Annotated in this window: 20 protein-coding genes; 13 read left to right on the top strand and 7 right to left on the bottom strand. The window is 48.2% G+C overall.

What is annotated here, in order from left to right; all coding sequences use genetic code 11:
- Window positions 1-15: 15 nt before the first annotated feature.
- From RDN79_RS12910 to RDN79_RS12885, 6 genes are all read left to right on the top strand, one after another.
- Window positions 16-1530 carry a hypothetical protein gene (locus RDN79_RS12910; RefSeq protein WP_259032965.1) on the top strand — a complete coding sequence of 505 codons (1515 nt, stop codon included), beginning with the start codon at window positions 16-18 and terminating at the stop codon, window positions 1528-1530.
- A 112-nt stretch (window positions 1531-1642) separates the two neighbouring features.
- Window positions 1643-5053 carry a hypothetical protein gene (locus RDN79_RS12905; protein ID WP_298551697.1) on the top strand — a complete coding sequence of 1137 codons (3411 nt, stop codon included), beginning with the start codon at window positions 1643-1645 and terminating at the stop codon, window positions 5051-5053.
- Between the two features lie 42 nt (window positions 5054-5095).
- Complete coding sequence (locus RDN79_RS12900; protein WP_298551696.1) at window positions 5096-5461, top strand: hypothetical protein; 366 nt, start codon at window positions 5096-5098, stop codon at window positions 5459-5461.
- A 260-nt stretch (window positions 5462-5721) separates the two neighbouring features.
- The gene (locus tag RDN79_RS12895) at window positions 5722-5877 is read left to right on the top strand and encodes a hypothetical protein (RefSeq protein WP_298551695.1); all 156 of its coding nucleotides are present in this window, start codon (window positions 5722-5724) and stop codon (window positions 5875-5877) included.
- A gap of 92 nt (window positions 5878-5969) precedes the next feature.
- Window positions 5970-6608: a thymidylate synthase gene (locus RDN79_RS12890; RefSeq protein WP_298551694.1), complete on the top strand. Its 639-nt coding sequence runs from the start codon at window positions 5970-5972 to the stop codon at window positions 6606-6608.
- A 98-nt stretch (window positions 6609-6706) separates the two neighbouring features.
- The gene (locus RDN79_RS12885; protein ID WP_298551693.1) at window positions 6707-7564 is read left to right on the top strand and encodes a DNA adenine methylase; all 858 of its coding nucleotides are present in this window, start codon (window positions 6707-6709) and stop codon (window positions 7562-7564) included.
- A 130-nt stretch (window positions 7565-7694) separates the two neighbouring features.
- Here RDN79_RS12885 and RDN79_RS12880 read toward each other — a convergent pair whose 3' ends face one another.
- The gene (locus RDN79_RS12880; protein WP_298551691.1) at window positions 7695-8054 is read right to left on the bottom strand and encodes a hypothetical protein; all 360 of its coding nucleotides are present in this window, start codon (window positions 8052-8054) and stop codon (window positions 7695-7697) included.
- A gap of 425 nt (window positions 8055-8479) precedes the next feature.
- Here RDN79_RS12880 and RDN79_RS12875 point away from each other — a divergent pair, with 425 nt between their 5' ends.
- Complete coding sequence (locus RDN79_RS12875; protein WP_298551689.1) at window positions 8480-9100, top strand: porin family protein; 621 nt, start codon at window positions 8480-8482, stop codon at window positions 9098-9100.
- A 273-nt stretch (window positions 9101-9373) separates the two neighbouring features.
- Here RDN79_RS12875 and glgP read toward each other — a convergent pair whose 3' ends face one another.
- Window positions 9374-11944, bottom strand: a complete 2571-nt coding sequence (gene glgP, locus RDN79_RS12870; RefSeq protein WP_298551687.1) for an alpha-glucan family phosphorylase — start codon at window positions 11942-11944, stop codon at window positions 9374-9376.
- 108 nt (window positions 11945-12052) lie between these two features.
- On the bottom strand, window positions 12053-13711 hold the full coding sequence (locus RDN79_RS12865; RefSeq protein WP_298551685.1) for a glycosyltransferase: 1659 nt from the start codon (window positions 13709-13711) through the stop codon (window positions 12053-12055).
- A gap of 127 nt (window positions 13712-13838) precedes the next feature.
- Here RDN79_RS12865 and RDN79_RS12860 point away from each other — a divergent pair, with 127 nt between their 5' ends.
- Genes RDN79_RS12860 through RDN79_RS12850 form a run of 3 tightly spaced genes read left to right on the top strand, consistent with a single transcriptional unit; the run spans window position 13839 to window position 15466 of the window.
- On the top strand, window positions 13839-14123 hold the full coding sequence (locus tag RDN79_RS12860; RefSeq protein WP_298551684.1) for a hypothetical protein: 285 nt from the start codon (window positions 13839-13841) through the stop codon (window positions 14121-14123).
- A 10-nt stretch (window positions 14124-14133) separates the two neighbouring features.
- Window positions 14134-14679, top strand: coding sequence for a 1-acyl-sn-glycerol-3-phosphate acyltransferase (locus tag RDN79_RS12855; protein WP_298551682.1), 546 nt, complete (start codon window positions 14134-14136; stop codon window positions 14677-14679).
- A 4-nt stretch (window positions 14680-14683) separates the two neighbouring features.
- Window positions 14684-15466: an amidohydrolase gene (locus tag RDN79_RS12850; RefSeq protein WP_298551680.1), complete on the top strand. Its 783-nt coding sequence runs from the start codon at window positions 14684-14686 to the stop codon at window positions 15464-15466.
- Between the two features lie 91 nt (window positions 15467-15557).
- Here RDN79_RS12850 and dnaK read toward each other — a convergent pair whose 3' ends face one another.
- A complete protein-coding gene (gene dnaK / locus RDN79_RS12845) occupies window positions 15558-17477 on the bottom strand; it encodes a molecular chaperone DnaK (protein ID WP_298551678.1) in 1920 nt (639 codons plus the stop codon).
- A gap of 526 nt (window positions 17478-18003) precedes the next feature.
- Here dnaK and RDN79_RS12840 point away from each other — a divergent pair.
- Window positions 18004-21162, top strand: coding sequence for a TonB-dependent receptor (locus RDN79_RS12840; RefSeq protein WP_308573234.1), 3159 nt, complete (start codon window positions 18004-18006; stop codon window positions 21160-21162).
- A gap of 15 nt (window positions 21163-21177) precedes the next feature.
- On the top strand, window positions 21178-23064 hold the full coding sequence (locus RDN79_RS12835; RefSeq protein WP_298551674.1) for a RagB/SusD family nutrient uptake outer membrane protein: 1887 nt from the start codon (window positions 21178-21180) through the stop codon (window positions 23062-23064).
- 60 nt (window positions 23065-23124) lie between these two features.
- On the opposite strand, the gene RDN79_RS12830 is transcribed toward RDN79_RS12835, so the two are convergent.
- Genes RDN79_RS12830 through RDN79_RS12820 form a run of 3 tightly spaced genes read right to left on the bottom strand, consistent with a single transcriptional unit; the run spans window position 23125 to window position 24187 of the window.
- Window positions 23125-23556, bottom strand: a complete 432-nt coding sequence (locus RDN79_RS12830; RefSeq protein WP_298551672.1) for an N-acetylmuramoyl-L-alanine amidase — start codon at window positions 23554-23556, stop codon at window positions 23125-23127.
- 18 nt (window positions 23557-23574) lie between these two features.
- Window positions 23575-23682, bottom strand: a complete 108-nt coding sequence (locus tag RDN79_RS12825) for a smalltalk protein (RefSeq protein WP_298551670.1) — start codon at window positions 23680-23682, stop codon at window positions 23575-23577.
- Window positions 23683-23734: 52 nt separating this feature from the next.
- Complete coding sequence (locus RDN79_RS12820) at window positions 23735-24187, bottom strand: DNA-binding protein (RefSeq protein ID WP_298551668.1); 453 nt, start codon at window positions 24185-24187, stop codon at window positions 23735-23737.
- 272 nt (window positions 24188-24459) lie between these two features.
- On the opposite strand from RDN79_RS12820, the gene RDN79_RS12815 reads away from it, so the two are divergent.
- Window positions 24460-24687 (top strand): DUF4248 domain-containing protein, encoded by a 228-nt coding sequence (locus tag RDN79_RS12815; RefSeq protein WP_298551666.1) that lies wholly within the window; start codon window positions 24460-24462, stop codon window positions 24685-24687.
- Window positions 24688-24803: the final 116 nt, after the last annotated feature.

Genomic DNA, 24803 nt, shown 5'->3' with positions numbered 1-24803 from the left:
TTAATTTTTTTGTTTATGAAAGAGAAAGAAGTAAAAGTCAGGGGCGAAGTGGAGATCATCCTTGAAGACGAAAACGGTAAAGTGAAACACCGCGAATTACACAAGAACACGATCACAAGGCCGATCTTGTGGCAAATGCTGGGCTATGTGCTTAACACCGGCGGCCCGCAGGCGGTGACAAAATTCAACACGAGAAGCGACTACAGCGCAGCAACCAATTGTGGCATTTATCTGCTGGACGGGGACATCGACATCAAGAAAGAGACCTATGAACCTCCCCATTTGAATATTCTCGGTGCGTTAAACGGGCGGGTGGCATTCAAAAATGAAAACGGGGAAACCGTCGAAAGCGAAAAGGTGATGACGCTCATCCCGCAAAAGGTCAGCTACAATATCGGCAATGAGATGCGTTACACGATGGAGTATGTAAAAAACACTTTCAAGGGTTCGTTCAAATCTATCCTTGTCGCACCGATGGGAGGACAAACCAACGTCGTTTGGTACTGCGGTTCCAAGGACCCTGAATTTCCAGACAGGACAATGGATGAAAAATTCCTGTACGAAGCCACGACGAACGGGACTGTCGTGTACAAGAAAAAATCCGACAATACAGAACTTTACCGGATGAATCTCAAAACCAAGGAAATCGAGACATATACGGACACCACGACACCGATGACATCCATGAATGCGATTCTTCACGGGATTGTGATCGGGGATAATGTTTACCAAGTTTCCTCTCCCGGTTCATATATGAGCGGAAATACCGGGCATATATTGCAGCTTGTCGCATACCCGAATTGGAGAACGGTTGACTATGCGACAGCTGCGACGGCGAATGCAAATAAAAAGACAACAAACCTGGAGATGTCTTTGATCCAAACATTGGGTGAAGATGGTGAAACGGTAGTCGATCCCATCACGATTACCGCAACGGACAGGTGGCCTCCTGTCTTGGTTCCGAGACCTGACCTTACCGATGAGCTCGGATCGGACAGCATCCTGGACATCATTATGGCTGCCGGTATCAGATTCCCGAATACGGTTAATGCCCGGTATGCGATCCATCGTTTACGTATCAAGGTTGATCCAACCGGAGCCACCCCGGAAACCATTTCCAATGAAATCATTGCGGAAATCCCTTACAAGGTCATGTGTTATCCGTTCTCTGGGGCATCGTACCCTCAGATTGGAGCCTACAGGGAGGGTAAATATTACCTGCCTTTCATGAAAGTGCTCAATCCGGTTTCCGGAGCCGAAACGAATTATTATTCACAGGATTTTGTGGAAGGCGTCATACTCGATGAAACATCGGGAAAAGTGCTGGATAAGTTCCGTCACATCAACAACCGGACAAACCAGGCGTATATATTCGTGGATTCGAATGAATTTCGCCAGATGCGTATAAACAATGCGGATATGCGCTATGCGATGTTTACACGGACCTTTTCAGGGACCAACCTTGAAGAGACGGTGGAAAAGGGGCATAACGACACATTACGTGTAAGATACAGTTATGTGATCGAATAATAGGTATTCCCAAAAGGGTGCACCCTTTTCCCGAAAAGCATGCACCCTTTTTCAAAAAAGCATACACCCTTTTTCAAAAAAGCATACATCCTTTTTTAACACCATTCGAACAATGATCATATACAACCCAAAAGGCGAAACATTGCTTGACATTCCGGTGAACGACACCAGCTACCGTTACCGTGCCATCCGGCAGGGCGACCGGGTCTTCCTCTATTTCTCCCTTACGGAGCACGTAGAGATACCCGTCGGCAGCCACATCCGTTTCCAAGGGTTGCGCTACACCCTTTGGCGGCCGCAGGACCTCACCAAGCACGGGACGCGCAACCTGGAATACGCGCTGACGCTGGGCGGTGACTGGGAACTGCTGAACCGGACGAAGTACAAGCACCTCTCGGCCATCCCGGTAAAGTTGAAATTCCAGTTGACCGGCAAACCACGGTTTTTCCTCCAGCTCATGGTCGACAACCTGAATCGCCAGCAGGGTGGCGGATGGACCATTGGCACCTGTATCGACGCGCCGGAAAAAACGTTCGCCTTCAGCCACGAGTTTTGTCTGGAGGTATTGAACCGCATGGCGGATGAGTGGGACACCGAGTTTGAATTTGTCGGAAAGGTCATCAACTTCGGCAAGGTGGAACGCTTCAAGGACGACCCGCTTTCCCTCTCATACGGACGCGGTAACGGTTTCAAAACCGGTATCGGCAGGAAGGTGCAAGGGGACAAATCGCCCGTCTCCATCCTATACGTGCAAGGTGGCGAGCGGAACATCGATCCCGCCACCTACCACAGCGAAACGCTTCTGCTTCCCAAAGCGCAGGAATTGGAATATGACGGACGCCGTTACAAGACGGACGCGGACGGGATGTTTGTCACCCGTGCCGACCGCGAGCTGCCGAACAAAAATGAGGACAGCTACGACGCAAGCCATATCTACCCGTCGCGTGTCGGGACAGTCTCGGAGGTCATTGCGGTGGATGCCGGAAACAACCTGTACGACTTCAAAGACAATTCAATCCCCGACAACCTAAATTATTCCGATTGCCGGATCGTTGGGGAAAAGGCGACCGTTATCTTCCAGTCAGGTGTACTGACCGGCGAGGAGTTCGACATCGAGCAGACGGACGACGCCCTGACCGGCTACATCCATGCCGAACGCCGTTTCAAACTTGTTCCGGTAGAAAAGAACGGGGGGACGATCCCCAACGAGAACCGCCATCCGTCCGTTGGCGACAAATATGCCGTCTTCAACATCTCGCTACCGGAAGCCTACGTATGCGACAATGCCGGCAAGTCCGGTGCCTCATGGGAGATGTTCCGCGAAGCTGCCCGCTATCTGCGCGAGCATGAAGAGGAAGCATTCACCTTCACGGGCGAACTGGACGGCATCTGGGCGAAGAAGCGTTGGACGGAAATCGGCGGAAAACTGCAACCGGGCAGTTACATCTATTTCAGCGACGACCAGTTCCAGCCGGAAAGCGTCCTGATCCGGATCACCGGCATCAAGGACTACATCAACCGCCCGCACAGCCCGGAAATCGAACTGTCGAATACCCCCGTGGCCGGCTTCGTCTCTTCCGAACTGGGGAAGATCGACAGCAACGAGGTAAAAGAGGATGAACGTTACCGGGATGCCTTACATTATACGAAACGCCGCTGGCGGGATGCCATCGAAGCCCAGGAAATGCTGGAGAAGGCTTTTGACAACTACTCGAAGGGAATCGACCCGATTTGGGTACGTACCATGTCGCTACTGGTCGGCGATGAAAGCCTGCAATTCCGTTTCGTCAATAGCAAGACGAACCCGCAGACGGTGGAACTCGACTTCGTTTATAACGACAATACGGAAGTGTTCACCGCTCCAAAGGCTATCCTGCAACACATGACGCTGGGTATCTCCGAGATCAAAGGCGAACACAAGGCAAGCGAGTACAAATACTGGGACCTTCCGGCCTACACCAGCCCACCGCTGGGTGACTTCGGGAAAATGTATCTCTATGCCAAATGCAGCAAAAGCGACCAGAGCGGGAACTTCCTCCTGTCCGAAACGGCGCACAAGTTGGAAGAAGGAAGTTTCTATTACTTCCTGGTCGGCTTGTTAGGTAGCCAGTTTGACGGGGTACGTTCGTTCGTGACCGTTTATGGCTTTACGGAAGTATTGCCGGGCCGGATCACGGTGGACAGGATTGTTTCGACCGACGGCCGAAACTATTTCAATTTGGGTATCGGTGAATTTGGTGGTGTAATGAAATTCGCATCGGGTTCAACCGGCTATGAGAATATCATGGACAAACCGGATTTGTCCATATACGGCACGATCGCCATGCTCAACGCCGTAAAGGGAGACCTTCAGAACCAAATCGATGGCAAGATAGAAACATACTACCAGTCGTCCAACCCCTGGAACTCGTGGCCGTCCGGAACGGAACCCGACCATGTCGGGGACTTGTGGTATAACACAAGTACAAAGGAATTGAAAAGTTATGTGGGACCATCGTCCAACACCTGGGCAATCATTCGCGACCAGGCGGCTATTGATGCCGCTGAAGCGGCAAGCCGGGCACAAGACACGGCAGACGGGAAACGGCGCGTGTTCCTCTCGACACCTTACCCGCCTTATGATGCCGGCGACCAGTGGATAACCTATGGTTCCGACGGCAGTTCCATGCGTGTTTGCGTGCAGGGTAGGCAGAGCGGACGGTATGTCTCTTCCGACTGGCAACTGTCAGACGCGGATGGTAATGTGAAAGTCTCCATCGACCGGGGAGTGGTCTCGGCAGCCGGATTTATCACATTCGGAGGTTCTGCCGGTATGGTCGGCAACGGGAATATTCGGATTTGGTCCGGCGGGAACAATGCGGACAATGCCACGTTCAAGGTCTACAAGGACGGAAGCATCGACAGCAAAGGGGAAATCTACATCACCAATGACAATGGCGAAAGGCTGGCTGGTTTTTCCGGTTATGGCACCTCTGGTGACTCCGTCCGGATTTGGGCAGGGGAATCAAAGGCGAACGCGAAATTCAAGGTCTACCAGAATGGGAACGCCTATATCGGAGGACTCCGTATGGAAAGCGGAGGATTGTTTTCCGACAACCAATATTCTGGGCTGTCCAATTCCAAATTTTTCCTCTATTCCAATGGGGCAAGCGCCTTTTTAGGATTTTCGGCTACCGGAAAATGGGCTGGTATCGGTCTTAACACACTTCCGGCGAGTACAGGTACGGCAGCACTTTTGAGGCTGGAAAATACAAATTCAGAACCTTACAGTACAAAATATGGTGCTGTTATAACTGTGTCCGGAGGCTCAAAGAATATCGCTTTGCTTACAAAAGGCGATATCCAGGTAGACGGAACCGTACAGGCGAATGTATATGTGGCCAAAAGTGTCAAGAACCGGATGCTGATCGGTATGGACGGGGCCGTGCGGATTGACAACAGCGACACGTGGTTCGTCTTTGCCAAAGGGATATGTGTCGGAGCACGCAAAATGCGCCAATATGATCCTAACGCAGACGAATGACATCATAATAAGAATCAAACAACCATTAAACAATAGAACAAAATGAAACTGACATTAAAAGACAGGGTTCTGATCCTGAACACGGTGCTTCCCAAGTTCGACACCCGTAAAAACATGGAACTGAAAATCTCGATTGACGGCAAAATCTCCATTTCGGAAGCAGACCAGAAACGAATCGTGATAAAGTATTTGGGGGGCGAAGAAATCAACATCGGATTCACCGACGCTGCGGCCATAACCGACACGGTCGAAATCTCGTTTACGGACGAGGAACTGGCTTACCTCAAAAGCCGGGTCGAATTTATCGACCGCAACGGTATGTTCTCCGAGTTTACCATGTCCACCTACACAAAAATCCTGGACACACCGTACAGCGATCCGGACTTTGAGAAACTGAACAACCAGTAATTATGATATCGGGGGAAGAAAAGAAAGCCCCCGGCTCGTTAGTAAAGACGCCAATCACATACTAACAATAAAATGCGAGACACCGCACGACCGGGGGCAATATGCCTTCAGTCGCGATGTCTCGTTTTTTATTATGTGATTGGCAACACAAATATACTTCAAAATTGGAAATTATGACTGTCTTTGATGTTTTAAATTTATATCAAACACCCTTTGAATGGATGTTGAACTCAGGCATTCACATAGAAGATGTATCCTATGTGGGTCTGTATAAAGAATATACCCGGATGAAGAAAGAAGGACACAAAACGACCTACATCGTCGTCTGTCTGGCCGAGAAATACCGGATAAGCGAGCGCAAGGTATATACCTTGCTCAAGCGGCTATCACAACGCTGCGAGCCGCTTGAGCGTTGAACGTATGCAGGATGTTTACAGTAAGAAAAAAAGGAGCCCGCCCATTTGTTTTCTGTAGCATGTTACTTTTATGTGAACAAAAAACAGACACCATGAACAAATACCATCAACTATTAAGCCGGATCATCGTGTCCGGAAAAGAGCAAGAGAACAAGAAAGGAAGCATCCGTTATCTGCTGAACGAAACCCTCATACTAACCCCGTCTGACCTGCTGGATATTTTTGAAGGACATGGAATCGCACGGAAGAAACTGCGTGCGGAGCTTCGTCTTTTTATGGAGGGGGAGCGGAATGTTGAAAAATATCGGCAGGAGGGCATTACGTGGTGGGACTATTGCGGGCAGACCCTCGTAAACAGTTACCCGACCTATTTCGAGAAATTGCCCTCCCTTATTGAACGGATCAACCGCGAAAAACGAAGCAGTAAGAACTACGTCCTATTCCTCGGTTCCACCGACGTGGAGACCAACCAAGCCCCCTGCCTGAGCCTCGTGCAGTTCCAGATAGACGGCGGGGAACTGGTCCTGTCGGCCTACCAGCGCAGCAGCGATGCCAATCTGGGGTTGCCTTCCGACCTCTACCACCTGTATCTGATGGCCCGGCAAATCAATCTGCCCCTGAAGTCCATCACCCTCAATTTGGCCAACGTCCATATCTACAAGAACAACCTGGAACGCACCTGCGCCCTGTTAGACGGCAAAGAGGGAATCCGTTTTGAACTCAATGTTTGAGAATCGCTGTAAGTCTGGTGCAGTGTGGATCATTGTTTTTTCATAGCTATCCGAAAGAAAAGCGAGACTTTTGCAACCCGTTTTTAAACAAAATGCAAATGAGGAAACAATATTTATCTGCCCCGCTTCCGTTCGTGGGGCAAAAGCGAATGTTCGCAAAAGAGTTTATCAAAGTATTGGAGCGTTATCCGGAGGATACCCTGTTCGTTGATTTGTTCGGTGGTTCCGGCCTGTTGTCACATATAACCAAGTGCCGCAAGCCGGATGCCACCGTCGTTTATAACGATTACGACAATTACCGGCGCAGGCTGGAGAACATCCCGCAAACCAACGCGCTGCTTGCGAAAATCCGTCCGCTGGCCGCATCGACACCCCGGCAAAAAGCCCTTCCTAAAGAGACAAAAGACGCAATCCTGCACCTGATCGAACAAGAGGAACAGAAATACGGATATGTGGATTATATCACACTTTCATCCTCCTTGCTCTTTTCCATGAAGTATGTCACCGATTTGTCCGGACTGCGGAAGGAAACGTTTTACAACACCGTGCGCAAATGTGATTACAGCCCATGCCTCGACTATCTGGACGATCTGGAGGTCGTTTCATGCGATTACAGGGAACTGTTCGACAAATATAAAGATGTCCCGAATGTAGTGTTCCTGATAGACCCTCCGTATCTATCCACCGAAGTCGGCACCTACACAATGAACTGGGGGCTTTCCGATTACTTAGATGTGTTGCAGACACTCGTAGGAACGAACTATATCTATTTCACGTCAAACAAATCGTCCATCATCGAACTATGCGCCTGGATGGACAAGAACAACACCATCGGCAACCCGTTTGCCGGCAGTGAAAAGGTCGAGTTCAACACGCACATGAACTACAATTCGTCCTACACGGATATCATGTTGTTCAAGAAAGCAGACGACCAATCCATAAAGATGGCATCCTAACTACCTTGTAAAGGTACGGATTTTTGCTGGGTTGGCAATGGGTTTTAGCTGTTATTTTAGTAGAAAAAAGCGTCATTCAAATAGCTTTCAAAAGGCATTTGAATGACGCTTTTTTATTGGGACAAATAGTTCAAACAAGAATGACAATCGGGATTTTTGAAGCGCTTTTCGTTTTTGACGCAAAAGATGCTTTTCGTTTTTCGCGATGATCACTTTTCGTTTTGCGGGATTTATTTGTGTTTTCATTAAACATACCAAACCATGGTTTTTTATTTTTCATTGCAAAAAGCCATGTTGTATCATTGGAATGTATGGTTTTCAAGGTTTCTGTTTGAAGTCCGGTTGTATCTTTTACATGATATCCCCAAAATTCAGCATAATCGTGAGGTTGTTCTGGTATAGGAGTATCCGGTTCTTCTCCTTCTTCTCCTTCTTTTTCACATCCGATACAAAAAATCAATAATAAAAATAGCCCAATAAGTTTTTTCATGCTAAAATATTATTTTCCTCCCTGTCCCCTCCGTTCGGCATTATTAAATAAAAAAGCGTGAGGACCATCGTCTATCACTGCTTTGAGGCTCTGGACTGCCCACCAATCAATAATAGAACAATGATCCCACGCTTAATGCAGGTATATAATCTACCCATTACCGGATAGGTATATAACAAACACAAGCGCAGGAGTCATTTTCCCATTATCTTGATTGGTTGAAATTGTCCAGATTTCAAAGCAAGATAATATCGAAACGCTTCTACGTTATTTTCAATACATTGCAAATGTCGTGTTTTTTAGCGATTGTTGCAAGTCTTTTAGGCATGGGAATTAAATTCTTAATGCCCTTAAATTTCATATAAGAACAATTTATTTATGTATTGCTTCGTTCTATGGACATAAACAACTAAAACGAAAAGAATATGAATGTGAGAAAATTATTGTCCTCAGTAGTTGTCCTGTTCCTTTTCTTTCCTCTATATGCCCAATGGGCTGTTGGAGGGAAAGTCGGGCTGAATGGTTCTTCCGTGCATTTTCCAGGTGGTGGGGGGGTGGAACTTGATGGTAAATACTGTATGGGGCTGAACGGTGGTTTCTTTACCCAATATCAGTTCAACCATTATTTTGGTTTGCAGGCTGAATTGTTGTATATGAAAAGTGGATACAAGTTGAAGGATTATGTTTATGAATATGAAAATATAGGAGAGGCTCCATCGGATATGGATGTCGCCCTTCATTATCTGGAAATCCCTCTTTTGGCCAAATTTACGCATCGGACAGGGCTGAACCTCCAGTTGGGACCGCAGGTCGGCTTTATGTTGAAAAGAAGATTAAGGTATGGTGAAGAGGTGCAGTCGCAGGCACTGTTGGGAAAGAAACAGCCTTTCGATCTCAGCCTCGCCTTCGGGGCTGGATATGAAGCGCAAAACGGGTTGCTCTTTGATTTCAGATATTTACTGGGATTGACAAGCGTTTATAAGGGCGTAGGAGGGTTCCAAAACCGAGCTTTTTATTTATCGTTAGGTTATAAGTTTGATTTGTAAGCTCTCGTTACTACCTTATCGGCACAAGAATGACTCAAAATAGATGCCTGTCGCTCCCCGAAAAGGTAGGCATCGGTTGCCGAATAGGTGCCTATCTTTTTGCTGCTAATGCTGTATATTGCCCCATAAATAATAAATCTTTTTTCCCTTTTTCTTTTGGCCTGTTCTTATAGTACGCAGGCGGAATCCGAAGTAGTCGGACATGTAGTAAAAACAAAAGGTTGTCCCCCTTTTTGAGAGAACAACCTTTTATACTTGTTTTGCTTGTGTCGATTACAACTGGATCCAGCGAACGAAAGCGAAGTCCATGCGGTGAGGCAATTCCTTGTTTACGGGGTAAACGCGGAAGCCCATCTTGTGAAGACCGGCTTCACTCGGAGTCGTTTTCAGTTCGAAGAACAGTTTGGAACCTTCTTCCTTTATTAACTTGAACTGTTCTGTCGTGATTAATTCTAACTGGTGATTGTCCGGATTTTCTTTTGTAACAACCAGTTCGGCACCCAGCATTCCTTTCAGTTCGTGGCGGTCGATAACCAGATCGAACTTATAATCTTTGCCGATAACCAGACCGTCTATAGACAGATCCTTTGAACTTGTAAACGATTCTACCTGGAAGCTGTCCCAGTGTTCAGCCACTTCTTCTTTCCAGGCAGCGAGTGCTTTGGCTTCGGCAAAGTCGTTTTCGCGCAAGTGGGCGGAACGGGTGGCCAGTTTGTTGTAGAAGCGGTCGATATAGTCGTCCAACATACGTTTCATTGTATAGTCGGGAGCGATTTCGGACATCGAGTTCTTGATATACTGGATCCATTCGGGAGAGTAGCCCTTGCTGTTTTTAGCATAATAAGTCGGGATGATCTCTGTTTCCAGTGTATGGTAGATTGTAGCGGCATCCAACTGATCCTGGTATTGCTGGTTCTCGTACGTGCGTTTGTCGGTCAATGCCCAACCGGCGCCCGGTTTGTAACCTTCGTACCACCATCCATCCAATACGGAGAAGTTCAGAACACCGTTCATTTCCGCTTTTTCACCGGATGTGCCGGATGCTTCCAGAGGACGGGTCGGAGTGTTCAACCAAACATCGACACCTGCGATCAGGTGGCGGGCCAGACGCATATCGTAGTTTTCCAGGAAGATGATCTTACCTAAGAATTCCGGACGGCGGGAGATTTCGACAATGTGTTTGATCAATCCTTGTCCGCCACCATCGGCCGGGTGGGCTTTACCGGTGAATACGAACTGGATCGGGTATTGTTCGTTGTTTACGATTTTAGCCAAACGATCCAAGTCAGTGAACAGCAAGTGGGCACGTTTGTAAGTAGCGAAACGGCGACCGAAACCGATCAGCAGGGCGTTCGGGTTGATCTTGTCCAGGATGGAAACAACCTTTGCAGGATCTCCCTGGTTCTTCAGCCAGTTTGTCTTGTACTGGTTCTTGATATATGTGATCAGTTTGTTCTTCAGTGTCTTGCGGATAGACCAGATATCTTCGTCCGCAACGTTTTGGATGGCTTCCCAATATAACTTGTTCGACTGGTCCTTGAAGAATTTCTTATTGAAGTTTTCAGCAAAGAAACGTTTCCATTCGGTTGAAGCCCAAGTCGGCATGTGCACGCCGTTGGTGACATATCCTACGTGCAGTTCATCGGGGAAGTAGCCTTTCCATACCGGAGCGAACATGCGTTGGGATACTTTTCCGTGCAACCAGCTTACGCCGTTTGCTTCCTGGCAAGTGTTCAATGCGAATACGCTCATGGAGAATTTCTCGTTGGAGCCTGGGTTTTCACGTCCCATGTCGATAAATTCCTGCCAGCTGATACCTAACTTGCCGGGGAACTCGCCCATGTAACGACCGAACAGACCTTCGTCGAAGTAGTCGTGACCAGCCGGAACCGGTGTGTGGACGGTGTACAAAGCAGATGCGCGTACGACTTCCAAAGCCTGGTTGAATGACAGGCCGTCGTTCTGGATGAAGTCAACCAAGCGCTGTGCGTTGATCAATGCGGCGTGTCCTTCGTTGCAGTGGTAAATCTGTTTTTTGATTCCCAACTTGTTAAGCATCAGGATACCGCCGATACCCAGCAGGTATTCCTGCTTCATACGGTTTTCCCAGTCACCGCCATACAGTTGGTGAGTGATGGAACGGTCCCATTCGCTGTTCTGAGGGATATCCGTATCCATCAAATATAAAGGAACGCGTCCTACGCTTACTTTCCAGATGTGCGCATAAACGGTACGGCCGGGGTAGGGGACTTCCAATACCATCGGTTCGCCGTTTGCCTGCATGACCTGTGTAAGAGGCAGTGCGTTGAAGTTTTGCGGTTCGTAATTGGCAATCTGTTGTCCGTCCATAGACAGAGACTGAGTAAAGTAGCCGTAGCGATAGAGGAATCCTACAGCTGTCAGGTCGATGTTGCTGTCACTGGCTTCTTTCAGATAGTCGCCTGCCAGTACACCCAGACCGCCGGAATAGATTTTCAGTACGTTTGTCAAGCCATACTCCATACTGAAATAGGCAACAGACGGTTTTGTCTGATCCGGTTTGACATTTACATAATCCTTGAATATCGAGTACACAGCTTTGATTTCTGCCATCAGGACGTCATCAGCCAGGATTTCCTCAATACGCTTGTAGGACAAACTTTGAAGTAGAAGTACGGGATTGCCTTCCGTTGATGCCCAAAGTTCAGAATCGATCTTACCGAATAATTTGGCTCCTTCATGGTTCCATACCCACCATAGGTTTGTAGCCATTTCATATAAGGGCTGTAATTGTTCGGGGAGCATAGAATGGGAATAAACATCTTTCCAAATCGGGCTGTTTGCGTTATTCGCTTTGATTTTCATTATTGTGAAGTTTAAAATGTTTCAATTACTATATTAATATTGTATAATCTCTTTTTTGCTTAAAAACATTGCAAAGATAGAGATTATCTGTTTAATTATGAGCGTATTTTAATTATTTCTTTTGCCGGCACGCTCTAAAGCGATCCTGAAAGCTTCTTCATAGTAGACAATGAATTTGCTCCATTCTGCTTTTGCCGCCAGGTTGAAACTGCGTTTACGGATTTCTGCCGCTTCCTTTTTGTCCTTTCCGGCAAGCGTCAGGATCGAGGAGGTGATGGCATCTGCCACTTCGAAATAATTAAAATCGTCGCGGTTCACGACGGCTACGCCTTCGCCGATATTGTTGCCTGTCACATGCTTCTTCGCCCATAGACCGAAACCGGCAAGATCGGTGGTAATGGTCGGGATCCCGAATGCGATACTCTCCAGCGGAGTGTATCCCCAGGGTTCGTAGTAAGAAGGATAGACGGTTGCATCCATGCCGATCAGCAGATCGTAGTAGGGTTTGTCGAGGATGCCGTCGCGTCCGTCCAGGTAGCAGGGAACGAAAATGATTTTCAGCTTGTCGGTTGCCGAATTGGTGAAACCGGAGTGGGAGATATAGTTCAGCACTTTGTCCTGCTCCATCAGGTTCAGCCAATGCGTGACGAACGGCATTTGCATGGGAGAGGCGGTGCGGATATTCTTGTCGATGACTTCTTTCAGGTCTGCGCGTGCATCGCGTACCCAGGCCGGTACCATGATGAAGGCGACGACTTCGCGCTGGAGCCTGCCGGATGTGCGTACCCGGTTCATCGCTTCGATAAAGACATCGATACCCTTGTTGCGGTATTCGTAACGGCCGCTGGTAGAAACCAGAAATGCATCCGGCGAGATGGGGCATCCGAGCAGTTTCTCAGCGACGTTGAGCAGGTCGCGGCGGGCTGCCGTACGTTTCTTGTCGTATTCCTTTTTGGCCGGGACGAAGTTGGGCTCGAAGCCGTTCGGCGTGACGATGTCCGGTGCTTTGTCCAGCAACTGTCCGCACTCGCGTGCTGTGATGTCGCTCACCGTCGTAAAGCAGTCTACATGCAAGGCAGTCTGTTTTTCCAACGAATGTTTCGCTTCCATATTCAGCTCTTTTGCCATCTGGTCGCCGTTATAACCGTCCATATATGCATACAGGGCTTTGTTGTTTCCGGCGATAGAACGTCCGATGGAAGTGGCATGTGTCGTGAAGAGCGTTGCGATGGCCGGGATTTGCTTTCGGATGTAAAGCGCACCCATTCCCAACATCCATTCGTTGAACAGGGCGGCAACCTTTTTGTTCTCCAGTTTGTAGAAATGATAAAAACTTTCGATGACTTTGCCTACTGCGTAAGCGAAGATACAGGATTCGTCGTAGTCGCCGTATGCATGAATCGAGTCTACGCGGAAACTTTCCCACATCGAGTAGAAAAAAGAATCTCTTTCTTTGAAGAAAGGTTTAAAATCTACCAAGATTACAGGCGGTGTCCCCGGAACATTCCAGCGACCTACTTTTACTTTCAGGTTTTCTGTGGTCTCCGTATAAGTTCTCCAGTCAGCAAACAGAACATCATCTTCAATAAAGTCGGGAGCGTTTGTGTTAGCCCACACATCGGGCCCTATAAAGATTAATTTATCTTTAAATAACTGTTGTAACGTATGCGCTTTCGTTGAAAGGACGGTATAGATGCCGCCTACTTTGTTACATACTTCCCAACTGCTCTCGAAAAGATATTCTGGCGTTGTTGTTATATTATCCATAAACGATTTTGTTTATAATCAGATATTTTGAGGGGGCAAAGATACGAATTTTTGTCTTTTTTTCAACTATAGGGCTTGTTTAATGAATGAATTATGTAGATTTGTGGATATTTTAATGTAAACAACTATGGCTAAAAGAAGAATTTTAAAGAAAGACATCAGCTATGTGGCTGGTGATTTGTTTTCGGAAGCATTGTTTTGTAAACTGTATCTCCCGGGTGTCGATCCTGAGAAGGCTGATGTGGTGATGGCGAGAATACTCGATATGCAGGACGAATTTGTTCGTCGTGCCAACCGTCCTGACGGAAAAGAAAACAAAAAACGGGTGAAAGAATACTATTGTAAATTGCGGGCGGACCTGCAAACGGAAATAAACGCAATAGCAACTGAAATCGGAGAGTTGAGCAAATAGGAAGTAAAGAATGAAGAAAGCTATTAGTAAGGCGCTTCTTCGCCTGGCCGGCTGGAAACTGGGACCGGTGGTCGAGGATGTGCCTAAATGTGTGATATGCGTAGCTCCGCATACCAGTAACTGGGATTTTATCGTAGGAAAGTTGTTTTATACCTCGATCGGACGTAATGCCAGTTTCCTGATTAAAAAGGAATGGTTCTTTTTCCCGTTCAACCTGTTGTTTAACTGGTTGGGCGGCGTGCCTGTGGACCGTCATAAACGGACCTCGGTGACGGACCAGATGGTGGACCAGTTTAACCGGCGGAAAGAATTTCAGTTGGCCGTGACTCCCGAAGGTACGCGCAAACGGGTGAATGACTGGAAGAAGGGGTTTTACTATATCGCGCAAAAAGCCGACGTGCCTATCCTGATGGCTTATTTCGACTATAAAAAGAAAGAAGCCGGTTTCAAAGGAATATTCTATCCTACGGGTGATGCGGATAAAGATATCCGTGAGATCCGTGAGCATTATAGAGGAGTGACAGCTTGTCATCCGGAAAACTTTGTTCAAATTTAATATTATGGCAGACAATTTGCGTATCAGTATGGTCCAGTCCCATATTATCTGGGAGGACAGAGATGAAAACCTGGGTTATTATGGTGAATTGCTTCGGCGGGTCAGCGGTAAGACGGATATAGCCGTTTTGCCGGAAACGTTTACGACGGGTTTCTCTATGGAAGTTGAAAAACTGGCCGACACGATGGACGGGCCGACCATCCCCACTGTAAAAGGGTGGGCGAAGAAGTATAAACTCGCCGTGGCAGGGAGTTTTATTGCAAAAGAAGACGGGAAATATTTTAACCGCGCTTTCTTCATAACTCCTGAAGGTGAAACTTATTTGTATGACAAGCGTCATTTATTCCGGATGGCAGGCGAAGACCGGCATTTCACTGCCGGGGATAAACAGACCATTGTACGGTATAAGGATTGGAATATCTGTTTGCAAGTTTGCTATGATCTTCGCTTCCCGGTTTGGAGCCGGAACGTGAACAACGGATACGACCTGCTGATCTATGTCGCCAACTGGCCTGAGGCACGTAAGAAAGTTTGGAAAACTCTGCTTCAGGCACGTGCTATGGAGAATATGGCGTATGTCTGCGGGGTGAACCGGGTAGGAATCGACGGCAAGGGTTTTGTGTACCGGGGCGATTCCATGATCTTCTCTCCGAAAGGCAAAAAGCTGGCGGATGCCGGCAAACGTGAGGAAGTTACCCGTACCTGTACGCTTACCCGCGCAGACCTGGAAGACCTGAGGGCTAAGTTCCCGGCATGGAAAGATGCGGATGCGTTTGAGATCAAGTGATATTTCCCTGATAGGATTTCGGATTTGAACACAAAAAAGCGATTGTCGGTTATGCCCGGCAATCGCTTTTTGTATTATGTGAAAAATATGTTTACTTCACTTCCTCAAAATCAACATCCGTCACACCGCCATCCTGCTTGTTGCTGTTTCCGGCGTTGCTTCCGGCTTGTTGGCCGAAGTCGGGACCCGGTTGTGCGCCACCCTGGGCGTTCTGGGCGTTGTACATTTCCTGGCTTGCAGCCTGGAATACGGTGTTCAGTTCGGCCGTGGCGGCATCGATGCCGGCGATATCCTGGGCCTTGTGGGCTTCTTTCAGCTTGTTCAGGGCTGTTTCGATAGGAGCCTTCTTGTCGGCCGGAAGTTTGTCGCCCAGATCTTTCAACTGTTTTTCCGTCTGGAAGATCATGCTGTCGGCCTGGTTCAGTTTGTCGATACGTTCTTTTTCCTTCTTATCGGCTTCGGCGTTTGCCTGAGCTTCTTCTTTCATGCGTTTTACTTCGTCGTCGCTCAAACCGCTGGAAGCTTCGATACGGATACTCTGTACTTTGCCTGTGCCCTTATCTTTGGCTGATACGTTGAGGATACCGTTTGCATCGATATCGAAAGTGACTTCGATCTGAGGAACGCCACGCTGTGCGGCAGGAATTCCGTCGAGGTGGAAGCGGCCGATCGATTTGTTGTCTTTAGCCAGTGAACGTTCGCCCTGCAATACGTGGATTTCTACAGAAGGCTGGTTGTCAACGGCAGTTGTAAATGTTTCGGACTTCTTGGTCGGAATAGTCGTATTGGCCTCGATCAGTTTGGTCATTACGCCACCCATGGTTTCGATACCTAATGACAACGGGGTCACATCGAGCAGCAGAACGTCTTTTACTTCGCCTGTCAATACACCCCCCTGGATAGCGGCACCTACAGCTACCACTTCGTCCGGATTGACGCCTTTGGACGGAGCCTTGCCGAAGAATTTCTCAACGATAGCCTGTACGGCCGGAATACGTGTCGAACCACCTACCAGGATGACTTCGTCGATGTCGGAAGTGCTCAGGCCGGCATCTTTCAAAGCCTGACGGCACGGTTCGACGCAAGCCTGGATCAGGCTGTCTGCCAGCTGTTCGAATTTAGCACGTGTCAGTGTCTTGACCAAGTGCTTGGGAACACCGTTTACCGGCATGATATACGGCAGGTTGATTTCCGTGCTTGTCGTGCTTGACAATTCGATCTTGGCTTTTTCGGCAGCTTCTTTCAAACGTTGCAAAGCCATCGGGTCCTTGCGCAGGTCGACGCCTTCTTCGCGCAGGAATTCTTCTGCCAACCAGTCGATGATCACATGGTCGAAGTCATCGCCACCCAAGTGAGTATCACCGTTTGTCGATTTCACTTCAAACACACCGTCACCCAGTTCCAGTATAGAGATATCGAATGTACCGCCACCCAAGTCGAATACGGCGATCTTCATGTCTTTGTTCGTCTTGTCCAGACCGTAAGCCAAAGAAGCGGCAGTCGGTTCGTTTACGATACGGCGGACGTTCAAGCCTGCGATTTCACCGGCTTCCTTAGTAGCCTGTCGCTGTGCGTCGCTAAAGTATGCCGGAACGGTGATGACGGCTTCCGTCACTTCCTGTCCTAAGTAGTCTTCAGCCGTTTTCTTCATCTTCTGAAGCACCATAGCCGAAATTTCCTGGGGAGTATAGAGGCGTCCCTCAATGTCGACACGCGGTGTATTGTTGTCACCACGCACCACCTTATAAGGCACTCGACTGATTTCTTTTTGAACCTGATCATAGGTTTCACCCATGAAACGTTTGATAGAAAATATTGTTTTTTCCGGGTTTGTGATAGCCTGACGTTTTGCAGGGTCACCGACCTTTCGTTCGCCGCCTTCAATAAAAGCAACGATTGAAGGTGTTGTTCTTTTACCTTCACTGTTTGCAATTACAACCGGTTCGTTGCCTTCGAGTACGGCAACACAAGAATTGGTTGTTCCTAAGTCGATACCGATAATTTTTCCCATAATTTTCTACTATTTTAATTGTTATTATTTTCCTGTATTTGCTTTTCTCTTTCGAGTTGCATTAACTATTCTACAAATCGTATGCCAAAGTAACAAGGATCGGTTTGGAAAAGTTCAGGTGGCAGGAAGTGTGACAATACGTCAGTCTTCACATCCGCCGTTATGCGGAAGAGATGACTGTTTATATAATGTATAAAATGCTATCGACCATTTATCCTTCTATAGTTCTTGGGGAACTGTGGTCAGATAAATCTTTTTTTTGTTCAAATAAAAATCTATAATTTGCAATTATTAGAAAAAGTGCGTATGTTTGCGGCCACAAAAACAAAAAAATAGAGTGAGTGTTAATTTTTTTATCTAACAAATACCACAGTTCCCCAAGGACTACGGTATGAATTAAATGTAATATCATGATGTCTTTGTTTTTATTCTCGAAAATTTCAGTTTGGTTTCCTTTTGGCATTTAATGCCTTGATGATCATGTTTTGTTGTGATTTTTTATGTCTAATATATTACCTAAATCAAAATGCAAAAGTGTAAATTGAATTTTTTGCTACGATTCGGTTTGATCTCAATTCTGTTAGGGCTGTTTGTTACCCAGTCTTTTGCTCAGAATGTGATAATCACCGGTGTCGTAAAAGACCAGTCGGGTGAACCTCTGATTGGTGTGAATGTGATGGAAAAGGGGACGACCAATGGTTCCATCACGGATGTGGATGGGAAATACAGTGTTTCTGTAAAAGGAGGCAAGACCATCCTTGTGTTCTCTTATATCGGTTATATCTCCCAGGAGATTCCGGTCGGAAATCAGAAAACGCTCAACGTGACGATGAAAGAAGACACGGAAGAGCTGGAAGAAGTGGTTGTGATCGGTTACGGCACGGCCAAGAAGAAAGACTTGACGGGGGCGATCTCGACTGTAAAAGCGGAGAATTTAGAAAAGGAAACCCCTCGTTCCGTCCAGGACTTGCTTCGTGCGAATGCTCCTGGCGTTTCGATCGGTGCATCTGCAAACGCCGACGGTTCGACTACTGTTCAGATTCGTGGTAAAAACACGTTAAGTGCAGGATCTTCACCTTTGTATGTGTTGGATGGTGTGATCTTTAACGGTGACTTGTCGGATATCAATCCTATGGATGTCCAATCCATCGATGTTTTGAAGGATGCCAGTTCCGTGGCCGTATATGGTGCGAAAGCTGCCAACGGTGTGATTGCCATCACTACTAAGAAAGGAAAGTCCGGTAAGCCTGTTGTCAATTTCAATGCCAATATGGGATGGGTGCAAGCCAATTCGGTACCGAAGGTTGTAGACGGGGCTGGTTTTGTCAAGTTCCGTCAGGAATATTCCGAAGGTTTGCTGACAAAAGATGAATTGGTTGCTAAAAAAGGCATGTACAACGATCCTCGTACGTTGGGTAACTTAGGAGTCGACCCGTTGACTTGGTTCAATTACGACCAGGCAACTCCCGCTACGGCTTTGCCGTCGGAAGAGCAGATGTTGACAACCTGGCTGGGGCGTCTGAACTTTAAAAACATTGAAATTCAAAACTATTTGAACGGGATTGAGACGGACTGGACCGATCTTGTCTTCCAGACCGGTTTCCAACAAGATTACACGGCCAGCATCTCCAACCGTACGGACAACCTGTCTTATTTCTGGTCTATGGGGTATGCCGACCGCGAAGGTGTCAAAACGGGTGATCGTTTCAAAACATTCCGTACACGGTTGAATTTGGAATCTAAAGTAACTGATTTCCTGACTATTGGTTTGAATTCTTCTTTCGGAACGAAAGACAGGGGGGCCATGTCTGCCGATGTCGGACAGCGTATGAATAATTCTCCTTACACGACGAATGATATCGATGATCTGGATAGTCCGTACAGAATGTATCCTTCTGGAGACAATAATACGAAAAACCCGTTTTTCGATAATCTGTATCGGGATCGCAAAGATATGGAACATAAATTGAATGCCAATATTTATGCCATTGTCAAACTTCCGTTCGGATTTGAATATCAGATGAATTTCAACCCCTATTACAAGTGGTACGAATACTATAACCACGAATCTTCTCAGCATCCGGAATGGGCCGGCGAAGGTGGTAAGTCCGAACGACGTACGGAAAAAACATTCAATTGGCTGATTGATAATATCGTCCGTTGGAAAAAAGAATTCGGAGATGGCCATCGCTTCGAAGCAACTTTCTTGCAGAATGCGGAAAAGGGACAGTATTGGAAGACCGTAGCCAAGTCGTCTCAATTTACTCCGAGCGATGTTTTAGGCTTTCATAATATCGCGGCAGGAACCGTGCCCGTTGTCTCCAGCGATGACACCTATAAGACGGGAGATGCCCTGATGGGACGTTTGTTCTATTCATACAAAGACAAATATATGTTGACGGCATCCGTACGCCGTGACGGTTATTCCGCTTTCGGACAGATGAACCCGCGTGCGACTTTCCCCGCTGTCGCTTTAGGATGGGTCTTTACCTCCGAGAAATTCATGGAGCCGGCCGGCTCTTGGTTGAACTACGGTAAACTGCGTCTCTCTTGGGGACAGAACGGTAACCGCGACATCGGCCAATATGATGCTTTGGCCAGCTTGAACTCCAGTCTGCATCCTTATATCGGACAGAACGGGAACATTTATTTGACTTCCCAGATTTACGTGAACCGCATGGCCAACACGAATTTGAAATGGGAGCGTACCGGTTCTTATAACATCGGTCTGGACTTTTCTTTGTTTAACGACCGTCTGAGGGGAACTATGGAAACCTACCTGACCGAGACGACCGATTTGTTGGTAAACCGTGCCTTGCCTTCCATCTTGGGCTTTTCGGACGTAAAGGCCAATTTGGGTAAATTGGCTAACAAGGGATTCGAGTTGTCGTTGAATGGCGATATCATCCGTACGAACGACTTCACATGGACCTCTTCCGCAAGTTTCTCTTTCAACCGCCGAAAACTGAAAAGCCTGTATGGAGACATGGAGGACATCCTGGACGAAAACGGCAATGTGATCGGCCAGAAAGAAAAAGACGATCCTAAAAACAAGTGGTTCATCGGCCATGACCCCGACCAGATCTGGGATTATGAATTCGGAGGCGTATGGCAACTGGGACAAGAGGAAGAAGCAGCCAAGTATGGTTGCAAGCCTGGTGACTTCCGTTTCATAGACCAGGATGGCAATGGTGTGCTGGATGATGATGACCGGACGTTCCAGGGATATATGACTCCCCGTTTCTTCTGGTCTTGGAGAAATGAGTTTATTTACAAGGATTTCAGTTTGTCTTTCATGATGTATTCCGATGTCGGCCATTATGATTATTACAATCTTGCATCCAATAGCGGAGGGATGTTCGATCGTTTCACCACTTATGACCAACCTCGCTGGACTCCTGAAAATCCGTTGAATGACTACGGACGTATCGGTTCTTACCGTTTTGCCGACTATTATAAGAAAAAAACGTTTATCCGTATGGACAACATCACGTTGTCTTATGGAGTGCCCAAGGATTTCCTGAAGAAATTCAAAGTGGAGAATATGCGTGTTTCACTCTCTGCACGCAATCCGTTCACGATAACGGGTTGGGACTACTTTGATGTCGAAGCTACGAAAAAGAATCGTGACGACGGCGCTTATGGCATGAGATCCTATAACATCAGTGTTAATTTCACCCTTTAATAAGACGAAAGAAATATGAATAACAAACAAAAATATATCATAGGGGCGTTGGCTTTGCTTCCATTGTTGACGACCGGTTGCAGCGAAAGTTGGCTGGAACCGAAACCCCTTTCTTTTTATACACCTGAAAATACATACGTGGATGCCGAAGGTATGTATTCTGCCATCGTGGCATGTGAGCGTAACATGCGCCATGAGTTTTTTAATGACCAGGCGCCTATTATGACCGAGTATTTCACTTCGGATGTGGCCGTGAACGGAAAGACCGACGAAAGTGGCGCTTTGGTCGATTTTGACAACTATATGCTTCCGACCCAAGTAAGAAACGATGCCAAGAACAAAATGGGATGGTATTGGGACGAAGGTTTCAAGGGAATCAAGTATGCCAATGTCGTCCTTTCCCGTATCGACGCCGGTACGTATAAGGATGAAGCGGAACGCAATGCCGTTTTGGGTACGGCCTATTTCCAGAGAGCCTATCGTTATTACAAGCTGACCCATCAGTTCGGGAATGTGCCGTTTCTGGACAGGGAATATACGGGGCCGAAACTGGACTTCTATTCGTATGACCGCTGGAGTATTCTGGAACAACTGAAAAAAGACCTGGAATTCGCTTATCAATGGGTTCCCGAAAAAGTAGACCGCGGAAGAACATCCAAAGCCGCTTGCGGTGTCTTGCTGATGAAAGTCTCTATGTGCTTGGGCGAATTTGACCGGGCTATCGAAGTCGGCAAGGAGATCGTGGCAAACCATCCGTTGATGACCGCTCGCTTCACGACTAACCAGACGAAGCCGAACACGAATTTGATGCACGATTTGCACAGTGTGGAGGCCAAGATGGACATGTCGAACACCGAAGGACTGATGTATGTCGTTTCCTATCCGGACGTGGAAGGCCGCGACAGGATACAAACCATGCGTAATGCTACTCCTTACTGGGCGAAAGGCGCGGCGATCGTCACTCCCGACGGGAAGACCGGTACGGCCATTTCACCTGCGGCGGCCGACAAGGGGACGGAGATCGACAATGACTTCAATGTCGGTCGTGGTATCGGTTCCTGCCGTGCCAACAATTTCCTGCAATTCGACATTTGGGGCGAAAAGGAGAAGAATGACCTCCGAAGCCCGAACGCGCCGGGGAGCTGGCGTCGCATGACGGATTTGTACTATAACGATCCGGGGCTGAAAGGCAAATCCGAATGGTATGGCAAGCACTTGGTCCGTCCGGTCAATATGAGTGTATCCGACTCCGTACGTTGCTGGTTCTCATGGCCTCATTACAAATTGTTCGTTCCCGATCCTTCGAAACAGACGGACCGTAGCGGAGGTGAAACTCCGTGGTATATCTATCGCTCGGCGGAAGTTTACTTGTTGATGGGCGAATGCTACTATTGGAAAGGTCAGGCGCAGGAAGCTGCCGACATGTTGAACGTGGTCCGCAAACGTGCCGGTGCCGAACCGTTGACGGCTTCGGAAATCAATATCGGTGCGGTATTGGCTGAACGTGCCCGCGAATTGTACTACGAAGAGAACCGCCATGTTGAGTTGGTCCGTATCGCCTATACGTATGCTAAGACAGGTAAACCTTGTGAGGTGTTCGGCGGTTGTGTCTACAAGCTGGATAACTTCTCCGGTCCTGGTGGAACAGGTGCAAACGTGAAAGCGACCGGTTATAATTTCTGGTACGACTGGCTGATGAAGGTCAACAACTTCTTCCGTGATGGGACCGAGGTCGCAAACGGAAAGTACCGTATCAGCGTCCATCACGTGTTATGGCCTGTACCGTATAATGCGATCACGACTAACACCGGTGGCGTTATCAACCAGAACATCGGCTATCCGGGTGCCGAGAACAACATCACCCCGTTGAAAGTCGGTGAAGAAGTTCCGGCCGGAAAATGACGTGAGAAAACGCGCATAACAACAATAACAGCGTAAACGAGACGCACTCCCGCGGAGGCTTCAGGGCCTCCCACGGGGTGCGTCTTTTTTGTATTCCTTCGCCGCGTCGAATGAAGGGCAGGCCTTTTGAGGGTTCAGATCGCGGTGTCCCACGGTGAGGGCTGCCGGGAATTGCTGTCTCAAACCTTGCAACAGCTCTGCCAAGGAAGCCTTTTGGGCCGGTGTGCGGGTGTCTGCCGGGCGCCCGTCGCCGTCCAGTCCCCCTTCGTAGCAGATGCCGATGCTGTGGCGGTTGTGGCCGAAGCAATGCGCCCCTTCCAGGGAGAGCGGCCGGCCGGGATGAACCCGGCCGTCGCGTGTGATGTAGTAGTGGTAGCCGATGTCGCGGAAATGCCGGCCATTGATATGGTCCCGGCGGCAATCCTCGAACGAGTAGGGCTGCCCGCAGCGCGTGGCGCTGCAATGGATGATGAATAGCGTGATGCGTCTCATGTGCGGCTCTCCCTGTCCCTATATGCAAGCCGTGACGCCAAAGGCGCTACCGATGGCCGTAGCCACGACGATGATCACTTTGAGGATGACTCCCCAGACAGACTTTTTTTCGTTCTTTTCTTCCATAACAATTTACAATCTTTAATTTTTTAATTTTTAATTATTAATTTTTAATTCCCTACAGTTCCCCCGGCCGTTCCTCCTCGCCGCCACCGCCGGTATTTTCACCCTCGACGTCGTAGGGCGAAAGCTCCTTTAGCTGCGCTTCGAGTTTCAGCTGGTTGATGGCGAGTGTCCCCGTGGCGCGGCATTTGAGGCGCAGCCCGACCACGTGGGTCGTGACCGACCAGTCTTTCGACGTTTCGGCAGGTTTCCCGCGGATCCCCACGCCGAAGATGGCCAGGTCGTCCAGCTTCACGTTCTTGCCGTCGAGCAGCAACTCCTTGATGCAGGAGGTCATGTCCTTGAGGACCCCGTGGATCGCGCCTTGCGAATACGGCGTGTTGTGCTTGGCCATGTGTTCGGCCAAGGCACGCGTGTCGAGCGTCTCGTCCGCCACCGCCCTTGCCAGCCACTTGCCGCTGAGCGGGGTGGACTTGGTCTGGTTCTGATACTTCTTGTAACGAATCATGTTTGTTTGATTTTAAAGTGGATAATAAAGAAACCGATTACCGTTCCGGGAAGCTGCCCTGCCTTTCTTCCCTTTCCGGTACAACAAAGATAGCACCCCCGGCAGGCGCCTTTGCGCGTAAAGGGGAGTTACGGGGAGTTCTGTCGGAAAGGTGCGCATTATAGGGCAAAAACGGGGTGCGAAAGGTGCGTGTTATATTTTTTATCACCTGAAACAGCTTGTAATTCATTGTTTTTTCGTATATTCGTAGGAATAAATCAAACAAGGAAGACATGGAAAAACAGACTGATTTCCGCATCCGCAGTTACGGCCGTACGGAGCTGGCGCAACTTTACAACCCCTGCCTGACCCCCAAGGCCGCCTACCGGAAGCTGGTGGGGTGGATCGACCATTACCCCGGCCTCGCCGCCCGCCTTGCCGAGCTTGGCAAGCTGCCCGGCTCGCGTTCCTACACCCCTGCCCAGGTACGGGAGATCGTCGGGGCGCTCGGCGAACCGTAACCCATTGCTTTAGGGTGGCTAAGGCTATGGGTTAGGGAGTCCGAAGCATAGCTTTCCTGGCGGTGTGTCAAAACTCCTTTATCACGATCTTTAAGGCACGGATTACGCGGATTACA

The organism is uncultured Parabacteroides sp. (assembly GCF_902493135.1).
GTDB lineage: Bacteria > Bacteroidota > Bacteroidia > Bacteroidales > Tannerellaceae > Parabacteroides.
This window is presented reverse-complemented; position numbering and strand designations above follow the sequence as displayed.